We start from the raw sequence: 20,603 nt of genomic DNA on the forward strand, positions 1-20,603 counted from the left end.
TCCCCGTGCTTTCACGGCCCCGCTCAAGCGGGGCCGCTTCTTTTCCCTCTCAAATAACCTGAGTCCGCCGCTGCACTTTAGCCTGCTGTAGGGTAGAATACGGGTATCTTTTTGTGCCAGTGGGGTCTGGCACCTGTACGCAGGCCACTTGTCCCTCGCGCATTCAACCCGTCTCCAATGCGCAAATGACAGGTGCGCCCCTCCAGAAGGGAAGGCATCAATGGCAGACATCAACCAGATGCTCATCGACTGGACCGGCGAGATCGATACCTTTATGTACACCTACATTCTGGTGATCCTGCTGGTGGCTGTCGGCATCTACTACACCGTGCGCACGAAGGCGGTGCAGATTCGCTACATCAAGGACATGTTCACCCAGTTGACGGAGAAGAAGCATGTCGAGGGTGAGAAGTCCATCAGCTCGTTCCAGGCCCTCATGGTGTCCACCGCTTCCCGCGTGGGCACGGGCAATATTGCCGGCATTGCCACGGCCATTGCCACGGGCGGTCCGGGCGCGGTGTTCTGGATGTGGCTTATGTCCATCATCGGTGCCGCTTCGGCCTTTATCGAGTCCACCTTGGCTCAGATCTACAAGATCCGCGGCAAAGAGGGCGAGTTCCGCGGTGGTCCCGCCTACTACATCCAGCAGGGCCTGGGCGCTCGCTGGCTGGGCATCATCTTCGCCGTGGCTCTTATCCTGTGCTTCGCCTTCGGCTTCAATGGGCTGCAGGCCTTCAACATGACTTCGGCCTTGGAGTACTACATCCCCGATTACGCCACCAATGGCACCGCTGTGGGCGTAGGTATTGTGCTCATCGTGTTCACCGCCTTTGTTATCTTCGGTGGTGCGAAGCGCATCTCCATTATCACCTCCATCATCGTGCCCATCATGGCCATCGCTTACATCCTGCTGGCCATTTGGACCACGGTGACCAACATCGGTGAGATCCCCGCGGTGTTCTCGCTCATCTTCACCAATGCGTTCGACTTCCAGTCCATTGCCGGCGGTTTTGCGGGCTCGGTGGTTATGCTGGGCATCAAGCGCGGCCTGTTCTCCAATGAGGCCGGCATGGGCTCCGCCCCGAACGCCGCCGCTACGGCCTCGGTGTCCCACCCCGTGAAGCAGGGCCTGGTGCAGAGCTTGTCCGTGTACATCGACACGCTGCTCATCTGCACCTGCTCCGCTATGATGGTGCTCATCTTCTGGGTGCAGGATCCTGCCGCCGCTGCTGCCCTGAACGGCATGCCGCTGGTGCAGCTGGCCGTGAACAACTCCGTGGGCGTGGTGGGCATCCACTTCATCACCTTCGCCATCTTCGCCTTCGCGTTCTCCAGCCTCATTGGCAACTACTTCTACGCCGAGACGAATTTCCGCTACATCTTCAAGAACACGAAGTGGGGCATGGTGGTCTTCCGCGTGCTGTGCCTGGCCGCCATCTTCTATGGCTGCGTGAACAGCTTCGACTTGGCTTGGAACCTGGCGGACATCTTCATGGGCTTCATGGCCATCATCAACTTGATCGCCATCCTGCTGCTGGGCAAGTGGGCGCTCAAGGCGCTCGACGACTACACCGCTCAGCGCAAGGCCGGCAAGGACCCGGTGTTCCTGGCTTCCAGCGTGCCTGGTATGCCTCCTTGCGAGTGCTGGACCACGGCCGATCTGCCTGATTTTGGTGTGAATCCCGTTGAGGAGTACATCGAGGAGGCCGCCAACTTCGACGTTGAGGGTTTGAAGTAAGGCGCCGAAGCTCCTGCATCGACAAGAAGGGCTCCGTCCTCATGAGGACGGAGCCCTTTCTTTTGGGAAGCTCAACGGGTGGTGCGCGGAAGGCCTAGGCCTCGTTCATTTTGCGGCGAAGACGCAGGGCCACGGCGGCGCTGCCCAAACCCACCAGGGCCGTAGCGCCCAGGGTGAGCGGCAGTTCATCGCCAGATTGGGGAATGGTCTTGGTGGCCGAGGTGCCGGTGTGCTCGGCAGCCTCGTCGCCGTTCTCATCGGGACGCTCGACGGCGCGCACATCGTAGACATCGAAGGCCTCGTGAGATGCGGTGAAGCCTTCGTTGGCGGCCAAGGCCATAAGTACCGTGGCTGCTGTCACAGGCTCGTCGCCGTCAAGGCCGGTGTAGCCGTCCAGGGACGAGTCGGCGTGGGCGGTCAAGTAGCCCAGGGGGGTGGAATCGTTGGAGGTCTTGAGGTCGGTCTGAGGATCGGCGCCCATGGCTACCAGCGCGGTCATGGCGTAGGCGGTAGAGGGGACGTCGCCTTCAAGAGCAAGGCCGTCAACGGGCCAGCTGCCATCGATGAGCTGAGCGTCGGCAAGACCTTCGGCCGCGGCGTCCACGGCATCCTGCAGCGCCCCCTTGCCAAAGGCCTTGGCAAGGTCCTTGTCGTCGACGAAGGGGATGAGCGCCAGGAGCGCCTGGCTGGTAAGGGGGATGGAGTAGGTTTCAGCGGTCTCGCTCGGCCAGATATAGCCATCGTCGTCCTGGAGCATCCAGATGGCGCCTACCAGATCCTCGATAGTGTTTTCCTGGGTAGGCTCATAGCCGTCGTTGCCGAAGACAGGAAGCATGAAGACCGCCTCATCGGGAGTGGGTTCCATGTCGGCGACGATCTTCTCCATCTCCTGCACCAAGTTGCGGGTGGTGCCGTTGAGGTCCACGGCGGTGCAGTCGATGCCGGCAGCGGTGAGCATCATGATGTAGCCGCCGTATTGGCCGCCCGTCAGGCCGTCCTTCGCGCGCTTCTCATCCTTGATCAGGCTCTTCATGATGGCATCGGCATCGATGTCCTCGCCCTTGCCCAGGGAGTTAAGAGCAATAGCGGCGTTGACCAGCGAGCCGTCCAGGGCACCATCGGGGCCGTCCGCAACGAAGCGTGCCGTAAGCTCTTTCAAAAGCTGGGCCGTGGCTGCCTCGTCGGTGGGGAAGTACTGATCGACGGTGACCCCGGGGGTGCCGTCGTCGGCGGGAAGATCGGTGGTACCGCTCTCGTCGGTATCGGTGCCTTCGTCGGCGGTTCCGGTGTCGGGCGTCGTGGCAGTTGGCTCGTCTGCGGCGGTGTCGTCAGCGCCTTCGGACGGAGTGGCGTCGTCGGCGGACTCTTCGGCGTCCGTCGTCGACGCCGCGGCCTCGGGGTTGCTCGGCTCAGCGGTAGCGTCGGAGGTCTCGTCCACCGACATGGCGGCGGCAGGGGCCTCGGCGGCCGTTTCGGCGCCCCATGCCGGAATGGCCGGCAGGAGACCGAAGCTCAGAGCCACCGAGGCGAAGACGGCCAAAGTCTTTTTGCCCAGGGTGCGGAAGGAGCGGCCTCGGGAGCGGCCGGTCGGAAGAGAGGGGGATGATGAGGGCGCGGACATAAGGGAACCTCGCTTTCCAATAATCAAGATAGGGCGCATCGGGGCATGCGCGTCGTACGGGCCATGGACTCAGTGTAGGTCCCGCGGATTGCGGAGGCGGAAAGTAAGGCTCATCCGTCATCGATTAGTAGCACGGTTTCGACGCGCCTGTTGACTGAGGGCAAAAGCAGCGTTTGATCTGCTGCAAAGAGCAGGTTGCGAGAAAGATTACAGCTCATCAACAGTCGAAAAATCTCAGCCCATTTGACACGCCGTCGAGGTAAAGGCCGTTTCTCCATAGTAAGATACGCCTCGTAAGAAGAAATGCAGCATGCTTCGACTGGGGCTGAGGTCGATGGCGTGCTTGCCGCGTATAGAGGTATGCCATGAAACGGATCACCAATGAGGCAGGGCATGCGATGGCGCAGCGCGCTCTGGCCGTGCTGTTGGCAGCTGCGCTGGGCGTCAGCGGGCTGCTGGCGGGGTGCGCCACGTCTACACCGATAGCCACCCCGGCCGACAGCGTTACCGTCATAGAAGACGATGCGGCTCCCATGAGCGATCGGACCGCCGCCCAGGAAGCGGCGCTTGCCGAGGAAGAGCGCGCGACCGATGTGGATGAACTGGGCTATCTGCCCGGCCAAATTGTCGTGGTCTACGAGGACGATGCCACCGAGGCCGAGCGCGAAGAGGCGGTGGAGTCCCTAGGTGCCGAGGAGACGGGCGAGGTGGCCGAGTTCGACTCCGGCGATGTGTCTGCCCTGACCATCGATGACGGGATGACCGTGGAGACGGCCGTGCGCCAGGCGGAGGCCGAGGATGCGGTCAAGTACGCGGTACCGAACTACGTGGTGGATCTGTTCGACGACCCGGCCGCCGAGGCCTTCGGCGCCATTGGGGTCGATTCGCGCAGTGCCGACCAGTGGTACCTGAATTTCATCGAAGCGCCGGCGGCCTGGGATCTGCTGGCCGCGAAGGCACCGAAGGCAAAGCCCGTCAAAGTGGCCGTTCTGGACACCGGAGCGTCCCTCAGCCATCCCGACCTAACCAACATCATCAATAAGCAGGTCAGCGCTGAAGTGGTGTGGACCGATAACACCAATGCGGCCTCCTGGAAGACCGCACCGCTCCGCGGCGACGGCTACACCAACGGCGGCTCCACCGTCGACGAGCTGTCCAGTCACGGAACCCACGTGTCGGGCATTATCGCCGGCGAAGCCGGTAACGGCGGTATCCTGGGCGTGGCCAGCGGCGGCACCACGGCCCAGGCGAACAAGCTGGTAGACCTGGTGGTCATTGATGCTTTCTCCCTTTTGGTGGACAGCGGCGGCACGAAGAAGGCCAACGCGTCGCTCCAGGATCTGGTGTTCGCTTTGGAGTACGCCCGCGATGCCGGATGCAAAATTGTCAACATGAGCCTGGGCGTGCAAACGGATGATGCCCAGGTCGCCGGTCTCTTCGAGGCGCTCTGCGCCGATTTGGCCACCAATCACGGCATGCTCATCGTCAGCGCCGCAGGCAACAGCAACACCTCGGCCACCTGCTATCCGGCGGCCTGCAAGTCGGCCCTGGGCGTCATCAGCGTGTCCGAGCGCGCCAGCGTGGGCGCCTCGTCGGTTACGTTTACTAGGCCGGCCTGGGGAAACGGCTCCGAGACCGTGCTGCGCTCCTCGTTCTCGAACTACGGCGACTGGTGCGACCTTTCCGCCCCTGGCGAGAAGATTCTCAGCACCTATCAGTTCAACGGAAAAACCGACGGCTACCAATCCATGAGCGGTACGTCCATGGCCTGCCCTGTGGTAACGGGCGTGGCCGCCTTGGTGATGGCCGCCAATCCCCAGCTGTCTCCCGCCCAGGTGCGCCAGGTTCTTTGCGATACGGCAACCGATCTGCACACGAAGGGCAAGGACGCCCAGACGGGCTATGGTGTCGTGAATGCCCGAGCGGCCGTGGCGGCGGCGGTCGGAGCTGCCTCGACGGTGCAAGCGACACCGACGGCCGTCGAGCTGAAAGACGCGAATGTAACCGTCTCCTCTGCGGTGTACACGGGCTCCTCTCAGGAGCCGTCCGTTACGGTCAAGGTCAACGGAACGACCTTGAAGCAGGGTACCGACTATACGGTCAGCGTGAGCGGCACCCCGAAGAACGCCGGCTCCTACTCCGTGTCCATCCAAGGCCGCGGCTCCTACAGCGGCACAGTGAAGAAGACCTTCACCATTGCCCCAGCGAATATCGGAAGCGCTCGCATTGAGGTAGCGGCCCAAACCTATAGCGGCAAGGCCCTTACGCCGGCCCCCGCGGTGAGCCTCAACGGCGCGAAGCTGGTCAAAAACACCGACTACACCGTGGCCTATAGCAACAATACCCAGGTGGGTACCGCCCAGGTGACGGTCAAGGGCACGGGGAACTACACCGGCTCCAAGACGGCCTCCTTCGCCATTGCCGAAAGCGCGGCCGGCGGCGTCTCGACCCCGACGACGGGGGCGGGCGGCACGTCGGAGCCGCTGCCCGTGGTCAAGGACCCCTCGTCGCCCGGCCCCGCCAGCGGCGTGGACACCACGGCGCCCGTTAACAAGGCCACGACGCCCGCCGACCCCGAGCAGCCCGTGGCCGTGGCCAAGAAGAACATCGCCGCTGCCTCGGTGTCGGGTATCAGTGCCAGCTACGCCTTCACCGGCAGCGCCATCAGCCCCAAGCCCGTGCTTCGCTTCGGCAGCACCGTGCTCAAGGCCGGCGTGGATTACACGGTGGGCTACCGCAACAACCGTGCCGTGGGTACGGCTGTGGTTACCATGACCGGCATCGGTGCCTACAAGGGCACGCTGCAAATGCGCTTCACCATCAAGGCTCCGGCGGTCAAGGCGGTCAAAATCAGCAAGCTGAAGGCAGCGAAGAGCGCGTTTACGGTCTCGTGGAAAAAGGCATCGGGCAAGGTAACGTCTTACCAGGTGCAATACTCCACCAGCAAGAAGTTCACCAAGAGCGCCACCGCCACGACAACGGTGAAGGCGTCCAGCAAGAGCACGTTGTCCAAGACGGTGAAAAAGCTCAAAGCCAAAAAGACCTACTATGTTCGCGTGCGCACGGTGTACCAGGTGGGCGGGGAGTCTTTCGTCTCTTCCTGGTCAGCGGTGAAAAAAGTAACGACAAAGCGGTAAGGAAGCAGCCGATCTCAAGGGGAGTGCTATACTCTTCCCGAAATAAGACGAGAAAGCCGCATCGCGGAGTGCGAATGCCCCGTGACGCTGCGGTTCCAAGATAGAAGGCCCAATATGGTGAACATTCCCAGTCCTGCGGTTGCCATTGTCGGACGCCACAACTCGGGCAAGACGACGCTCATCGAGGCGCTCATTGCCGAGCTGGTGGGACGCGGCATCGACGTGGGATCCATCAAGCATCATTCCCACCGTGGCTTCGACATCGACTATCCGGGCAAAGATTCCTATCGCCATCGCGCCGCCGGGGCCTCGGAAACCGTTATTGCGGCGCCGGGTCAGGTGGCGCGCATCCAAACGGTGGAGGGAGAGGTGGAGTGCGCCGAGCTGGTGCGTTCCATGCCCGGTCACGACGTGGTGGTGGTAGAAGGGTATCGCAAAAGCGGCCTGCCCACCATCGAGATTATGCGCTCGGGCAACGAGGCGGATGCGCGCGCAGCCGCGGTGCTGCTGGAGGCTGCCCGGGCAGATGTGCCGCTGGGCACCGACTTCACACAGCTGGCCCGCGAGCACGATCATCTCGACGAGGGCTTCGCCGCCGATCTGCGCGAGAAAATGCCCGTCGGCACCACCATCGCGCTGGTGACGGACATCCCCGATGCTCTGGAAGCCGCCTCGTTGTACGGGTTGCCCGCGTTCGGCTTGGGAGATGTGGCCGGCTTGGCCGATTTCCTGGAGCGGCGCATTGTGCGTCCGCGCGTGACGGTGGTGATCCAGGCCGGCGGCGAATCGCGGCGCATGGGCCGCTCGAAGGCCACGGTGCCGTTCGCGGGGCGCCCGCTTATCTCGCGTTTGGTGGAGCGCCTGTCCCCGGTGGCCGACGAGCTCATCATCACCACCAACGAAGCCGAGAACCTGGGTTTTCTGGCTGACGAATTTCCCGATATTGCCATACGGCTGGTGCCCGACCGCTATCACGAGCGCGGGGCGCTGCCCGGCCTGTCCACGGCTTTGGAGGCAGCAACCAATCCCTATGTGGCCGTGGTAGCGTGCGACATGGTGTTCGCCAGCCCGCGTCTGGTGGTGGCTGAGGCGCTGGCCATGCACGAAAGCGGCGCCGACGTGGTTACGCCCGCCAACAAGCACGGATTCGAGCCGCTGCACGCCATGTACCGCAAGGACGGCTGCTTGAAGCCAGTGCTCGAGCGCGTCGAGGCGGGCGAGAAGCGCGTGCAGAGCTTCTTTGACGACGAACGCGTCACCGTGCTCCCCTTCAGCCAGGAGAAGGTGCTCGAGGTGGAGCCGCGCGGAGGCTGTTTCATTAATGCCAACACTCCCGAGGATCTTGCTCGCATCGAGCAGTCCTACTTGGGCGAATAAGGGGAAGGGACGGGGCTATGCCCAGCTTGAACGACCTGATGGAGATGATGGACGCCCTGGAGACCAAGGCGGTCGTCACCATGCCCACGCGCTGTGTGGCGGTGCGCAACCGCAATTCCCAGTGCCGCCGCTGCATCGACGTGTGCTTTGCCGACGCCATCGAAATTGAGAAAAACGAGCTGACCATCAACGCCGGAGCCTGTGTTGCCTGCGGCTGCTGCATTGCTGTGTGCCCCACCCAGGCGTTGATCCCCACTGATCCCATGGAGGAGGAACTGGCCCATAGCGTGGCCCAAACGGTGCCCCTGGCTGAGGGCGCTGCCGTTATCGCCTGCGCTCGCATGGCCGCCCGCCAAACCGGGGATCCAGACAAGTACTCGGTGGTGCCCTGTTTGGGGCGCATGGAGGAGCAGCTGATGGTGGAACTGGCCGCCCGCGATGTGAACGACATCGTGCTGGTGGACGGCACCTGCCAAACCTGCAAGTACCGTGCGGCCGTGCCGGCCATCGACGACACGGTGGACTCGGCGCGCAGTTTGCTGGAGGCGGTAGGATCTCAGGCGCAGATTACCCGCACGTCGGAGTGGCCCGACGTGGTGAAGGTGGAAGACCTGCGCAAGGCGGTGGGAGCGGCCCGTCGCGATTTCTTCACCCAGAGCGGCCATTACGCCAAGGACGTGGCGAAGTCGGCGGCCGAGAAGATGGTCAACGACAAGCTCAAGCAGCTGCAGCTGCAGAAGCAGGAGAAAAGTCTGCGCGACAAACTGGGCGTGAAGGCCGGGGCCGGCAAGATGCCCACTATCGAGGCCGATCGTAACTTGGCCATTCTCGACGGTATGGCGCGCATCGGCGAGCCGGTGGAGGAGGAGATGTTCACCCGCATCTTCGGCGACGTGGTCATTGACACCGAGCTCTGCTCGGGCTGCAACATGTGCGTCATGTTCTGCCCCACCGATGCCCTGCGCAAGGGCTATGACACCCATCCCGACGAGGAAATGCAGTATCTGGAGTTCAGCGTGGCCGATTGCACCCAGTGCAACCTGTGCGTCGACGCGTGCCTGAAGAAGTGCATGGAAGTGGTGCCGGTGGTGTCCATGGCCGAGCTCTTCGATTTCGAGCCGCGACTCATCGAGATTCCCAAGCCCAAGAAGGGCAACAAGCTGTTCAATCGCAAACGGTAGCCATCGATGATCTCGGCTGATGGGGATTGCCCCAGGCGCCGCGATGTCGTTGGCGCGTCAAGACGGCCGATGATCCTTTCCCGTTTCACCACATCCCGTTCCGTGGTATACTCTGCTGCACTTTAGTGCTTTAGCACAGTAAAGTTATAAAGTGAGGGAAGCGAAGGGCTTCCGGTCCTATAAGGGAGGAACTTCATGAAGAAACTGACGAAGCTGGCTGCGGTAGCCGCAGCTCTGTGCCTGGGCGCGGCTCTGCTGGCTGGCTGCTCTGGGAGCAACGATGCGGCAAGCAGCAGCGATGCGGCAACCGACGCCAGCAGCGAGACCCCCACGCTCATTGTGGGCCTGGACAATGCCTATCCGCCCTACGGCTTCATCGGCGACGATGGCAACCTGACCGGCTTCGACATCGACCTGGCCACGCAGGTGGCCGAGCGCAACGGCTGGAACCTGCAGCTCGAGGCCATCGACTGGGATGCCAAGGACGCGCTGCTGAACCAGGGCACCATCAACTGCATCTGGAACGGCTTCACCATGGAGGGCCGCGAGGACGATTACACCTTCTCCAAGCCCTACATGCACAACGAGCAGGTGGTGGTGGTGAAGAAGGATGCCGGCATCAACAGCCTGCAGGATCTGGCCGACAAGAACGTCATGACCCAGGTCGACTCGGCGGCTCTTGATGTGCTGGAGGGCGACCAGAAGGCCCTGGCCGACACCTTCGCCGGCGGCAAGGTGCAAACCATCAGCGACTACAACAATGCGTTCATGCAGCTGGAGTCCGGTGCCGTGGACGCCGTGGCCTGCGACCTGTCCATTGCCGACTACCAGATGGCCGCCAAGCCGGACATGTTCGTGAAGCTTGAGCCCCTGTCCACCGAGAACTACGCCGTGGGCTTCAAGAAGGGCGACACCGAAATGGCCGAGGCTGTGAACAAGACCCTGAAGGAAATGTACGACGACGGCACCATCAAGCAGCTGTGCGAGAAGTGGGGCGAGTACGGCATCAGCATCGACAACTGGGTACTCGTTGATTAATCGCTTTTGCGATTAATCAACGCCGACGCTGCGGTTCCGACAGGCACCTGGCCTCGCACTTCACCGCTTTCCTTCGCGTACCTTAGTACGCTCAGCCGCGGTTCAGCACGATTCCAGGCACCTGTCGCAACCTCGCTGACTTCCTTGGGCGTGTCCCGGAGTCGGTGAAAACAAATTTATACTTGGGGAGGGTGAGGCTCTTTTTCGGGGCCTTGCCCTTTCGGTCGCTTGAGGGCGATGATGAGAGGAAGTGGAGATGGAGTTCTCGGTCATGATGGGGATCCTCATGGAGGGCTTTGCGCTGACGGCGCAGATCTTCGTGATTACCCTGGTGGGCTCGCTGCCTTTGGGCGTGGTGGTGGCCTTGGCGCGCATGAGCAAGTTCAAGCCGCTGGCCTGGATTGCCCAGCTGTATATCTCCATCCTGCGCGGTACGCCATTGATGCTGCAATTGATGGCCATCATGTTCGGCCCCTATTATCTGCTGGGGTTGAACATGGGCTCCGACTGGAAGTTCTGGGCCTGCGCCATCGGCTTCATCCTCAACTACGCTGCCTATTTCGCCGAGATCTATCGCTCGGGCATTCAGTCCATTCCGCGCGGCCAGTACGAGGCGGCCAACGTGTTGGGCTACACCAAGGCCCAGACGTTCATGAAGATCATTCTTCCCCAGGTGATCAAGCGGATTCTGCCGGCCATGGGCAACGAGATCATCACTCTGGTGAAGGACACGTCCCTGGCCTTCGTGCTGGGCATCATGGAAATGTTCTCGGCCGCGAAGGCTCTGGCGGCCAGCGAGGTGTCCATGGTTCCCTATGCCATCGCCGCTCTTATCTACTGGGTATTCTGCCTGGTCATCGAATTCATTCTGAATCGCGTCGAGAAGCGTCTCGATTACTATCACGACTAGGAGGCGTTTCATGGAGAATAAAGCAGTCGTAACCCTCGAACATGGCAAGAAGGCCTTCGGTAGCAACGAGGTGCTGAAGGATATTTCCCTTACGGTGAACAAGGGCGATGTGCTGGCCATCATCGGTCCCTCGGGCGGCGGCAAATCAACGCTCTTGCGCTGCCTGACCTTGCTGGAAACCCTGGACTCGGGCGATTTGTCTTACGGCGACTTAGTGGTATGCCAGAACAACGCCGAGGGTCGGGCCGTTTATGGCGGCAAGGACGTCATCGCCCAGGCGAAGACGCGCTTTGGTCTGGTGTTCCAGAACTTCAACTTGTTCCCGCACTACACCGTGCTGCAGAACGTCACCGATGCCCTCATCTGCGTGCAGAAGATGCCCAAGGATCAGGCTTTGGCCCAGGGACGCGCTCTGCTGGCGAAGATGGGCCTGGCCGATAAGGAGTCCATGGTGCCGTGCGATTTGTCCGGCGGCCAGCAGCAGCGCGTGGCCATTGCTCGCGCCATGGCCATGAATCCGGACGTGCTGTACTTCGACGAGCCCACCAGCGCCCTGGACCCGGAGCTTACCCGTGAAGTGCTCAAGGTTATTCGCGATTTGGCTGCCGAGCGCATGACCATGGTCATTGTGACCCACGAGATGGGCTTTGCCCGCGACGTGGCCGATCACCTCATCTTCATGGACGGCGGCGTTATTGTGGAGCAAGGCCCGGCCAACCAGGTTATCAACAACCCGCAGCACGAGCGCACCCGCGCCTTCCTTGCCAACTACGATCGCGACTAGCGTATCGCGCCTAAGACGGCCCTGCTGCCCTCAGCGTTGGCGTAGCAGGGCCGTTTTTTTCTTCCTTGACCCGTCGTCAGCTTTTTCTTGATTCTGTTTTGAGGGAAGGGGATAATAATCATGGGGGATCGCGCCGCGATCCCACGATGGCACAGCCGATCGGATTGTTCTCATGCCTCCGCGCGACCGCGTCGTCGAACTGCTTGACGCGCGAAAGGGGGCGAAGCCGCTTGTCTGTAACCTTTTACTTCGCCCGCCACGGCGAGACGCAGTTCAATGTCGCCGGTAAAGTGCAGGGCTGGGCTGATTCTCCCCTTTCTCCCTATGGCGTCTATTCCGCTTACAAGCTGGGCAATGGCTTGGCCGATATCGATTTTGTCGGCGCCTGCACCAGCGACAGCCAGCGGGCGGAAGACACCCTTTCTATTGCCCTGGAGGCTCGCGAAAACGAACGTCGCCGGCGCCGTAGCGGCAAGACCCTTGCGGCTGAAGAGATACTTCTCGATAACGATGAGGGCTTTCCCGATTTGTCCGAGTTCGGGGATATGGACGAGATTGCCGCTCTTGAGCAGTTCCTGCGTACGCGCGGGTGTCTTGAACCCTGCTCTACGGTGCCCGATACGCCCGCTACGCCCCCGGTGCTTACCCAGTGGATGGTGCTCTCGGAACAGTGGAGCCCGTCGGTAAGCCAGGTGGACGCCATCGACTATCCGGCACGCACACTGCCGTCCCATGCCTTCAGGGAAGAGGACGAGCCCCCGCTGCCCATTCGTCGCGACACGCGCTTGCGCGAGTGGTGCTTTGGCGACTTGGAGGGCCAGCCGACGGTGAAGCTGCGCAACCGTCTGTACGACTTGTTTGGCGATGACCTTCCCCGCGCTGAGCAGAACAAGCGCATTGACGAAATTGCCGATTACATCTGGCGCACCGACAAAAGCCACCGGGCCGAGAACTTCGCCGCTATTTCCACGCGCATTGCCTCGTTTTTGGACGACTGCGGGGCTTCGGTGGCCCGTGCGGGAGGCGGCAATGTGCTGGTGGTCACGCACGCTATGTTCATTCGCGCACTGGTGTTCATGTTCGGCAAGGACCTGGGGGAGGATCCTTCTCGCATTGCCAATGCCTCGCTGACGAAGGTGGTGTGGGACGCCGGTGCCGTAACTGTCGAGCTTGTGGGAGACACAAGCCATTTGACGACGGGCGCGGCTCCGAAGGTGCCTGCGACGCCTTCCGTCGAGGAAGAGCCCCCAACGACAACCGACGCGGTCCCGTCGCTGAATGACGACAAGATAGCCACGCCGGCTGCGTAATGCTCCGGTTGCGGGCTTAAAGCTTCTAGGCCTCCTGAGGCTGAGGATCGCGGCGCAGGCAGCGCTGCGTTATGGAAACCTCGGGGCTCTTGAACTCGTGCACCACTTTGAACCCGAAGTACTCGTAGAGGGCCGTAAGGTCATCGGAGTACGTTTCCAGGAAGATGGGCAGCTGAGCCTCGTCGGCATAGGTGAGCACTGGTTCGAGAAGCTTGCGGAAGGTGCCCGAGCCGCGATGCTCGGCGTCGACGGCGGTCAGGGTGATGTGCAGGAAATCCCCCGGCGCCTCTTCGCGCTCGACCCAATCGAGCACGGTTACCCCCTCCATGCGGCGCTGCTGCTGCTCGTAGGCGTCAATTTCCTCGTCGGAGAATACCGAGGCAATGAGGTTGGCCGAGGCGTCCTTCATAAGCTGGGCCCACGAGGTTGTGCCCAGCTCGCTGCGCTGGTAGGCAATGGTAAGGCCGTAGCCGTCGCCGGTGCAGTGCACCGATTGCGAAGGAGCGGCGGCCATGGCCTCGTTCAGCACCAGGGCGCGGGAGAGGAAGCGCTCGCGATCGGAGCCTTCCGAGTTTTCGGGCATGGCGGAGAGCAGCTCGCGCACCCACAGCTCCTCGAGATAGGAGTCGCCGGCCATATTCGCCAGCTCTACCAGGAGCTTTTCATTCTGCGGCTGCACGGTAGTAAGAGTAGGAAGTTTCATGGGAGGGCCTCCTCGGGCATCCAGGTAATCGAAGTTCTCCCGCTATTCTGGCACAGGGCGGCGCGGCGCAGCTCCCATCGGGGGCTTTGTTGAAAAGTCGTTCCGCGGCCACAGCGCCAGGAGGGGGCTCCTCCTTCAGTTCGGGACGGTTGTGGCCGAGACGACTCAGGGCGAGGCCTGGGAGGCGAGGGGAGTACACCGTTTGGTGTATCTCCGTGACGCAACCGTGACGATGTGTTGCCAGGCAGGTGGAAAAGTGCACGTCGGTGGTAATGTTTGCGCCAGCAAAAAGGAAATGGCCCCTCTTCAAAGGAGATTCCTATGACCGATATGAACGGTGGCATCCCCACCCCTCCGGGGCAGAACCCGGATCAGAACCCCTACGGCGGCGACCCCACGCCGCTGCAGCCCACCCAGCCCACGGCTCCGGCCAATGCCCAGGGCGGCTATCAGCCCTACGCCTCGGCCCAGCAGCCCTACGGCGGTCAGCAGGCTTACGGGCATCAACCCTACGGCGCCGGCGCGACCCAGCAAACCTACGAGGCCGAGCCCGTGGCCGTCCATGCCCAGCATGCGGCACCGAAGGCTTCCGGCGGCAAGACCTTCCTCATTGCCTTCGCCGGCGCTTTGGTTGCCTGCGTGCTGGCTTTCGGCGTGTGGGGCGTCTTCAATGCCATGAATCCCACCAGCCACACGGAAACCATCACGAATCCCACCACGGGTGAGCAGACGACCATCAACGTGAGCGCCGAGGACTCTACCCTGTCCGAGGCCGTGGCGGCCAAGTGCCTGCCCTCGGTGGTGGCCATCGACGTGTACGCCACGCCTCAGCAGAGCATGAGCGGCATGGGCGGTCTGGAAGAGCTCTTCGGTTATGGCTATGGTTCCGACCAGGGCAGCCAGGGCAACCAGGACCTGCAGATGTACTCCCAGGGCTCCGGTGTGGTGCTAACCGAGGATGGCTACATCATCACCAACAACCACGTGGTTGAGGGCGGCGAGGCCTACAAGGTCACCGTGGCCGGCGAGACCTACGACGCCGAGCTGGTGGGCGCCGATCCCTCCTCCGACGTGGCCGTGCTGAAGGCGAAGGACGCCAGCGGCTTGACGGTCATGGAGGTCGGCGATTCCGACAACCTGACCATCGGCGAGTGGGTCATGACCCTGGGATCCCCCTTCGGCCTGGAGCAGTCCGTGGCCACGGGCATCGTGTCGGCCACCAGCCGCTCCCAGATCATGGACGCCCAGGAGTCCATGCAGTCTGGCGGCACGGGTGAAGTAACCATCTACCCCAACATGATCCAGACCGACGCGGCCATCAACCCGGGCAACTCCGGCGGTGCGCTGGTGGATTCCGAGGGTAAGCTCATCGGCATCAACACGCTGATCACCTCCTACTCCGGCAACTACTCCGGCGTCGGCTTCGCCATCCCGGTGAACTACGCCATCAACCTGGCTCAGCAGATCATCGCTGGCGAAACGCCCACCCATGCCCAGCTGGGCGTGAGCCTCTCCACGGTGGACGCCAGCACGGCCCAGCGCTACGGTCTGGCCACTGACACGGGCGCCTATGTGGCCGCCGTATCCAAGGACTCCGGCGCCGCCGCGGCCGGTATCCAGGTAGGCGACATCATCACCGCCTTCGACGGCCAAGCGGTTGAGTCGGCCTCCGACCTCATGCTGGACGTGCGCTCCAAGCAGCCCGGCGACACGGTTACCTTGACGGTGAACCGCGGCGGTCAGACCAGCGACGTGCAGGTAACCCTGGGCGACGACTCCTCCACGCAGAAGGAGAAGGCCGAGGCCCAGCAGCACCAGCAGTCCTATGACGGCTACAGCCTGGAAGACCTCTTCGGCCAGCGTGGCGCCGAACAGCAGGACGCTGCCTAAGGCTTCTGCCCTCACGCTCTCGCAGCTTGACCGACGGCCCCTCGAATGCAACCGAGGGGCCGTTTGTTTTTTCAGGTGTTGCGGCAGTGACGCAGTGTCTGTAACTCATTTCAGGTACTATATATCCGTTTAAACTATTCCTTGCCGACGAAGGGACTCATTCGATGTCAAACGAATACAAGTACGACCGCGTCCTGCTCAAGTTGTCCGGCGAAGCCCTTGCGGGCGATCAGGGCTATGGCATCGATCCGAAAGTCGTCGATGACCTGGCCGAGGAAATTGCCGAGATTGTGCATGACGGCGTTCAGCTGGCGGTCGTTGTCGGCGGAGGCAACATCTTCCGCGGCCTGGCCGGCTCGGCCGAGGGCATGGATCGCTCCCAGGCCGATTACATCGGCATGCTGGCTACGGTCATGAACGCCCTGGCCCTTCAGGATGCCTTCGAGCGCCACGGCATTTTCTCGCGCGTCCAAAGCGCCATCAACATGCAGGAAGTGTCCGAGCCCTATATTCGCCGTCGCGCCATTCGCCATCTGGAAAAGGGGCGCGTGGTTATTTTGGCCGCCGGCACCGGCAATCCGTACTTCACCACCGACACCACGGCGGCTCTGCGCGCCTGTGAGCTGGACGTCGACTGCGTCATGAAGGCCACGAAGGTCGACGGCGTCTACGATGCCGATCCGGTGAAGAACCCCGACGCCAAGCGCTTCGACCACATCAGCTACATGGATGTGCTCAGCCGCGGTCTGAACGTCATGGACGCCACGGCCACGTCGCTGTGCATGGACAACAACGTGCCCATGATTGTGTTCGATCTTACCAAGACGGGCAATATCAAGGCCGCCCTGCAGGGCGAGCCTGTGGGCACGGTCGTCGAGTAATAGCACGGCTCAATTGTGATGAAGGGATCGACCGATCCCGCTGGAATAGGGAGGAACCCCATGGCAGATATCGATGAAATCCTGATGAGCGCCGAGGAGCGCATGGAGAAGGCCGTCACGGCGCTGAAGGAGAACTTTGGCGGCGTGCGCACGGGCCGCGCCAATGCGATGGTGCTCGATCGCATCAAGGTGGACTACTACGGTGTGCCCACGCCCATCAACCAGATGGCCGGCGTCAAGGTGCCCGAGGCTCATCTGCTGGTGGTGGAGCCTTGGGACAAGGGCATGCTGCGCGCCATCGAGCAGGCCATCCTCGAAAGCGATCTGGGCGTGACCCCCAACAACGACGGCTCGGTCATCCGCCTGCCCTTCCCCTCGCTCACCGAGGAGCGCCGTCGCGACCTGGCCAAGCAGTGCCGCACCTATGCCGAAGAGGCCCGCGTGGCCGTGCGCAATGCGCGCCGCGATGCCAACACGGCGGTGGAGAAGGCCGTTAAGAACGACAATCTCCCCGAGGACGAGTCCAAGCGCGCCGAGGCCGAGATCCAGAAGATCACGGACAAGTTCGTCGCCGAAATCGACGAGGCTCTGAAGCACAAAGAAGCGGAAGTAATGGAGATCTAGGATCCTCGCTGGCATTGCCAACTACCAGTAAGTTTTGAACGAGTATATGAACAAAGATTTGGAGTACATATTTCCGAATCCGCCGGCGGGGCTTGACCCGACGGCGTTGGATACGGCGCGCATTCCCGAATCGGTGGCCGTCATCATGGACGGCAACGGGCGCTGGGCGAAGAAGCGCGCCCTCAACCGTCTGAAGGGGCACAAGGCCGGCATCGAGGCGGTGCGCGAGACCATTCGCTGCGCGTCCGATCTGGGCGTGCGCTACCTTACCATCTACTCGTTCTCCACCGAGAACTGGAAGCGGCCCGAAGACGAGGTCATCGGGCTTATGGATCTGTTCGCCAAAACTATGCTGGCCGAAGTGGACGGGCTTCATGAAGAGGGCGTGCGCGTGCGCACCATCGGTGATTTGGCCGCGCTGCCCCAGGAAACCCGCGATGCCTTCGACGCTGCCTGGGAGAAAACCCGCCACAACGACGGCATGACGTTGGTGGTGGCGGTGAACTACGGCGGCCGTCAGGAAATCCTGCGGGCTACCGAGGCCTGCATGCGCCGGGCCGTGCTCCACGCCGAGGAAACGGGCGAGGTCGTGGCCCCCACTGAAGACATGTTCGAAGAGGGCCTGTACACCTACGGCATGCCCGATCCCGACGTGGTCATTCGTACGTCGGGCGAGATGCGCATCTCGAATTTCCTGCTGTGGCAGATTGCCTACGCCGAGTTCGTGGTCACGGACGTGCTGTGGCCCGACTTCAACCGCTACACCTTCCTCGAGTGTTTGCTCGACTACCAGAACCGCGATCGTCGGTTCGGAGGGGTGGCCTAATGGCCAGCATCTTCTCTCCCGACGAAAAGAAGAGCCGTGCGCGGCAGGCCCGAGAGCGCCTGCGCCGCAGCGCGGGCAGCTATGCGGCGCCCCAGGACCCCGTCGAGGAGGCCGCAACGGAAGAGGTAGCGGAGATCGAGGCCTTCGAGGGTGATCCCGAGGAGGATTTTGAAACTCCCGAGCAGCGTCGGCGCCGTGAGGCCCAGGCGCGCTTGCAGCACCGCCTCCACGGCGATAAGGCCCCGGAAGCCCAGGAAGACGAGGGGCTGCCGCCGTTGGTGTGCGATCCCGAGACGGCCCCCGCAGGGCCGCCTTGGCACTACGATCTGTCTGAAGAGGAAGCCCAGCAGCTTCAGGAAAAGCGGGAGACCCGCGCCGAAAAGCGCAACCAGCTGAAGCAGAAGGCCCTCGACAAAACCCCGCAGAAGTTGAAGAACCCCTCGGATTTGCAGGTGCGCTTCCGCACGGGCGTGGTGTATACGGCCGTCACCGTTATCTGCGTGCTGGCGGGCAATATCCCCATGGTGCTTATGCTCATGGCAGTGGCCGGCATCTGTGCCGGCGAATTCTTCTACATGCTGCGCTCCGACGCCAAGCTTCCCAACGAGATGCTGGGCATTATTGCCGCGGTGCTCTATCCGGCCAGCGTGTACGTGGCCGGGCTTGTCGGTGCCATGATCGTGAGTCTGGCGCTGCTGCTGGCGCTGTTGGTGTGGTACGTGTTCTGGCTGCGCGCGCGCATCCCCGATGTGGGCGTCAGCTTTTTCGGTGCGGCCTACACGGGGCTTTTGCTGTGCGGCCTTGTGGTTATCCGCGTGTCGCTGCCCGATCCGTGGGGCGGCGTTATGGTGTTGCTGCTGTTCCTGGGCGTGTGGGCCAACGACGCCTTCGCCTACTTGGTGGGCAGCAAAATTGGCAAGCACAAGCTGGCGCCGCGCACCAGCCCGAAGAAAAGCTGGGAAGGCTTTATTGCCGGCCTGGTGGGCTCGGTGCTCTTCTGGTGCGCCATGACCTTCGTGCCCGGCGTCACCATGAGCATTCTGCAGGCGGTGATATTCGGCCTTATTGCCGGTGCCATGGGCGTGTTGGGTGACTTGGCCGAGAGCCGCATCAAGCGCAATTCGGGCTTCAAGGACTCGGGCACCATCATGCCCGGTCATGGCGGCCTTCTCGATCGCAGCGACTCGCTGTTCCTTACCTCCATCACCGCCGCCATCTTGCTGGTGGTGGGCGGTTGCATCCCCTACGCGCTTTTCTAACTGCGAAAAGCGCCAACGAACCATTTGGCGAAAGGAGCGCCCATGGAAAAGCGGCGTATTGTCGTGCTGGGCTCAACGGGTTCCATTGGTACGCAAACGCTTGACGTGGTGCGTCAGCACAGCGATCAGCTTGAAGTGGTCGGCCTGGCGGCCCATAGCCGCACCGACGAGGTAGTGGCCCAGGCGCGCGCCTTTGAGGTCTGCCACGTAGCTTTCGGCGATGAGGCGCTGGCTTCCGACAGCCGCATCGACGAGGCACGGCAGGTGGTGGACGCCATAGCGGCTGCTCATCCCGGCGAAGAGGGCACTGTGGGCGTGGGGCCTGACGCCGTGCTTGACCTGGTGCGTTTGCCCGAGGTGGATGTGGTGGTGAACGCCCTGGTGGGGGCTGCCGGTCTGCGCGCCAGCTATGAGACGCTGGCCTGCGGCAAAGTGCTGGCGCTGGCCAACAAGGAGTCCCTTGTGGTAGGCGGCGACCTCATCATGCCCCTGGCGGCCCAGGTGGACGAGGCGCGCCGCGCCGCCGGGCTGGCGCCGGCTGTGGGCCCCGCTGGCGCGCTCATGCCCATCGACTCGGAGCATGGGGCCATCTACCAGTGCCTGTTGGGCGAGAACCCCCGAGAGGTTTCGAAGCTGTGGGTGACGGCTTCGGGCGGTCCCTTCCGTGGCAAGACGCGGGCCGATCTCCATCACATTACGCCGGCCCAGGCCCTGGCCCATCCCACCTGGAACATGGGAGCGAAGATCTCTATCGACTCCTCCACGCTCATGAACAAGGGGCTGGAGGTCATCGAGGCCCATCATCTTTTTGCCATGCCCTACGACAAGATCGAGGTGGTGGTGCAGCCCCAAAGCGCCATTCACTCCATGGTGGAATTTACCGACGGCTCGGTAAAGGCTCATCTGGGCACTACGGATATGCGCATTCCCATCCAGTTCGCCCTGTCCTACCCCGATCGCTGGGAGGCTCCGGTGGCACCGCTGGATTTCCGGACGTTGGGAACCTTGGAATTTGCCGCGCCCGATACCCATACGTTCCGCTGCTTGGCCCTGGCCCGTTCGGCGGGCGAGCGCGGGGGCACGCTGCCCTGCGTCATGAACGCCGCCAACGAAGTGGCCGTGGCCGAGTTTCTGGCAGGATCCATCGGCTACTTAGATATTGCTGCCTGTGTGGAGGCGGCCATGGATGCCCACCAGGTCGAGCCCGTGGAAAGTCTGGAGCAGCTGGAGGAGGTCGACGCGCGCACGCGGCTGTTCGCCCGCGGCTGGTGCGGCACGCACCCGCTTGCCTAAGGGCGCGGCGCTTGTGAAGAGCGCCGATCCG

Annotated in this window: 16 protein-coding genes; 14 read left to right on the forward strand and 2 right to left on the reverse strand. The window is 62.5% G+C overall.

Features of this window, described 5'->3' with window-relative positions; all coding sequences use genetic code 11:
- Positions 1 to 220: 220 nt before the first annotated feature.
- Positions 221 to 1,738, forward strand: coding sequence for an alanine/glycine:cation symporter family protein (locus tag PZH32_RS01765; RefSeq protein ID WP_275205910.1), 1,518 nt, complete (start codon positions 221 to 223; stop codon positions 1,736 to 1,738).
- A gap of 94 nt (positions 1,739 to 1,832) precedes the next feature.
- Here PZH32_RS01765 and PZH32_RS01770 read toward each other — a convergent pair whose 3' ends face one another.
- Complete coding sequence (locus tag PZH32_RS01770; RefSeq protein ID WP_275205911.1) at positions 1,833 to 3,359, reverse strand: hypothetical protein; 1,527 nt, start codon at positions 3,357 to 3,359, stop codon at positions 1,833 to 1,835.
- Between the two features lie 365 nt (positions 3,360 to 3,724).
- Here PZH32_RS01770 and PZH32_RS01775 point away from each other — a divergent pair, with 365 nt between their 5' ends.
- The 7 genes from PZH32_RS01775 (at position 3,725) to PZH32_RS01805 (ending at position 13,096) form a co-directional block, all read left to right on the forward strand.
- Positions 3,725 to 6,496 (forward strand): S8 family serine peptidase, encoded by a 2,772-nt coding sequence (locus PZH32_RS01775; RefSeq protein WP_275205912.1) that lies wholly within the window; start codon positions 3,725 to 3,727, stop codon positions 6,494 to 6,496.
- 114 nt (positions 6,497 to 6,610) lie between these two features.
- Complete coding sequence (gene mobB, locus PZH32_RS01780; protein WP_275205913.1) at positions 6,611 to 7,873, forward strand: molybdopterin-guanine dinucleotide biosynthesis protein B; 1,263 nt, start codon at positions 6,611 to 6,613, stop codon at positions 7,871 to 7,873.
- A gap of 17 nt (positions 7,874 to 7,890) precedes the next feature.
- Positions 7,891 to 9,054, forward strand: coding sequence for a 4Fe-4S binding protein (locus PZH32_RS01785; RefSeq protein WP_275205914.1), 1,164 nt, complete (start codon positions 7,891 to 7,893; stop codon positions 9,052 to 9,054).
- Between the two features lie 195 nt (positions 9,055 to 9,249).
- Positions 9,250 to 10,092, forward strand: coding sequence for an amino acid ABC transporter substrate-binding protein (locus tag PZH32_RS01790; protein WP_275205915.1), 843 nt, complete (start codon positions 9,250 to 9,252; stop codon positions 10,090 to 10,092).
- A gap of 256 nt (positions 10,093 to 10,348) precedes the next feature.
- A complete protein-coding gene (locus tag PZH32_RS01795; RefSeq protein ID WP_275205916.1) occupies positions 10,349 to 11,002 on the forward strand; it encodes an amino acid ABC transporter permease in 654 nt (217 codons plus the stop codon).
- Between the two features lie 10 nt (positions 11,003 to 11,012).
- Positions 11,013 to 11,786, forward strand: a complete 774-nt coding sequence (locus PZH32_RS01800) for an amino acid ABC transporter ATP-binding protein (protein ID WP_275205917.1) — start codon at positions 11,013 to 11,015, stop codon at positions 11,784 to 11,786.
- Positions 11,787 to 12,016: 230 nt separating this feature from the next.
- Positions 12,017 to 13,096 (forward strand): histidine phosphatase family protein, encoded by a 1,080-nt coding sequence (locus PZH32_RS01805; RefSeq protein ID WP_275205918.1) that lies wholly within the window; start codon positions 12,017 to 12,019, stop codon positions 13,094 to 13,096.
- 25 nt (positions 13,097 to 13,121) lie between these two features.
- Here the strand turns inward: PZH32_RS01805 and PZH32_RS01810 are convergent, their stop codons facing one another.
- Positions 13,122 to 13,799, reverse strand: a complete 678-nt coding sequence (locus PZH32_RS01810) for a GNAT family N-acetyltransferase (protein ID WP_275205919.1) — start codon at positions 13,797 to 13,799, stop codon at positions 13,122 to 13,124.
- 321 nt (positions 13,800 to 14,120) lie between these two features.
- On the opposite strand from PZH32_RS01810, the gene PZH32_RS01815 reads away from it, so the two are divergent.
- The 6 genes from PZH32_RS01815 (at position 14,121) to dxr (ending at position 20,572) form a co-directional block, all read left to right on the forward strand.
- Complete coding sequence (locus PZH32_RS01815; protein WP_275205920.1) at positions 14,121 to 15,689, forward strand: S1C family serine protease; 1,569 nt, start codon at positions 14,121 to 14,123, stop codon at positions 15,687 to 15,689.
- 164 nt (positions 15,690 to 15,853) lie between these two features.
- Positions 15,854 to 16,570 carry a UMP kinase gene (gene pyrH / locus PZH32_RS01820; RefSeq protein ID WP_275205921.1) on the forward strand — a complete coding sequence of 239 codons (717 nt, stop codon included), beginning with the start codon at positions 15,854 to 15,856 and terminating at the stop codon, positions 16,568 to 16,570.
- Between the two features lie 60 nt (positions 16,571 to 16,630).
- Positions 16,631 to 17,194, forward strand: a complete 564-nt coding sequence (gene frr / locus PZH32_RS01825) for a ribosome recycling factor (RefSeq protein WP_275205922.1) — start codon at positions 16,631 to 16,633, stop codon at positions 17,192 to 17,194.
- Positions 17,195 to 17,240: 46 nt separating this feature from the next.
- The gene (locus PZH32_RS01830; protein ID WP_275205923.1) at positions 17,241 to 18,020 is read left to right on the forward strand and encodes an isoprenyl transferase; all 780 of its coding nucleotides are present in this window, start codon (positions 17,241 to 17,243) and stop codon (positions 18,018 to 18,020) included.
- A 392-nt stretch (positions 18,021 to 18,412) separates the two neighbouring features.
- The gene (locus PZH32_RS01835; RefSeq protein WP_428994017.1) at positions 18,413 to 19,279 is read left to right on the forward strand and encodes a phosphatidate cytidylyltransferase; all 867 of its coding nucleotides are present in this window, start codon (positions 18,413 to 18,415) and stop codon (positions 19,277 to 19,279) included.
- A 42-nt stretch (positions 19,280 to 19,321) separates the two neighbouring features.
- Positions 19,322 to 20,572: a 1-deoxy-D-xylulose-5-phosphate reductoisomerase gene (gene dxr / locus PZH32_RS01840; RefSeq protein ID WP_275205925.1), complete on the forward strand. Its 1,251-nt coding sequence runs from the start codon at positions 19,322 to 19,324 to the stop codon at positions 20,570 to 20,572.
- The last annotated feature ends 31 nt before the right edge of the window (positions 20,573 to 20,603 follow it).

The sequence above is a fragment of the Adlercreutzia equolifaciens genome (assembly GCF_029076695.1).
GTDB lineage: Bacteria > Actinomycetota > Coriobacteriia > Coriobacteriales > Eggerthellaceae > Adlercreutzia > Adlercreutzia equolifaciens_A.

Bases quoted from the DNA above. Each gene is read 5' to 3' on its own strand.
- PZH32_RS01765 (WP_275205910.1), top strand. From the start codon at position 221: ATGGCAGACATCAACCAGATGCTCATCGACTGGACCGGCGAGATCGAT.
- PZH32_RS01770 (WP_275205911.1), bottom strand. From the start codon at position 3,359: ATGTCCGCGCCCTCATCATCCCCCTCTCTTCCGACCGGCCGCTCCCGA.
- PZH32_RS01775 (WP_275205912.1), top strand. From the start codon at position 3,725: ATGAAACGGATCACCAATGAGGCAGGGCATGCGATGGCGCAGCGCGCT.
- mobB (WP_275205913.1), top strand. From the start codon at position 6,611: ATGGTGAACATTCCCAGTCCTGCGGTTGCCATTGTCGGACGCCACAAC.
- PZH32_RS01785 (WP_275205914.1), top strand. From the start codon at position 7,891: ATGCCCAGCTTGAACGACCTGATGGAGATGATGGACGCCCTGGAGACC.
- PZH32_RS01790 (WP_275205915.1), top strand. From the start codon at position 9,250: ATGAAGAAACTGACGAAGCTGGCTGCGGTAGCCGCAGCTCTGTGCCTG.
- PZH32_RS01795 (WP_275205916.1), top strand. From the start codon at position 10,349: ATGGAGTTCTCGGTCATGATGGGGATCCTCATGGAGGGCTTTGCGCTG.
- PZH32_RS01800 (WP_275205917.1), top strand. From the start codon at position 11,013: ATGGAGAATAAAGCAGTCGTAACCCTCGAACATGGCAAGAAGGCCTTC.
- PZH32_RS01810 (WP_275205919.1), bottom strand. From the start codon at position 13,799: ATGAAACTTCCTACTCTTACTACCGTGCAGCCGCAGAATGAAAAGCTC.
- PZH32_RS01815 (WP_275205920.1), top strand. From the start codon at position 14,121: ATGACCGATATGAACGGTGGCATCCCCACCCCTCCGGGGCAGAACCCG.
- pyrH (WP_275205921.1), top strand. From the start codon at position 15,854: ATGTCAAACGAATACAAGTACGACCGCGTCCTGCTCAAGTTGTCCGGC.
- frr (WP_275205922.1), top strand. From the start codon at position 16,631: ATGGCAGATATCGATGAAATCCTGATGAGCGCCGAGGAGCGCATGGAG.
- PZH32_RS01830 (WP_275205923.1), top strand. From the start codon at position 17,241: ATGAACAAAGATTTGGAGTACATATTTCCGAATCCGCCGGCGGGGCTT.
- dxr (WP_275205925.1), top strand. From the start codon at position 19,322: ATGGAAAAGCGGCGTATTGTCGTGCTGGGCTCAACGGGTTCCATTGGT.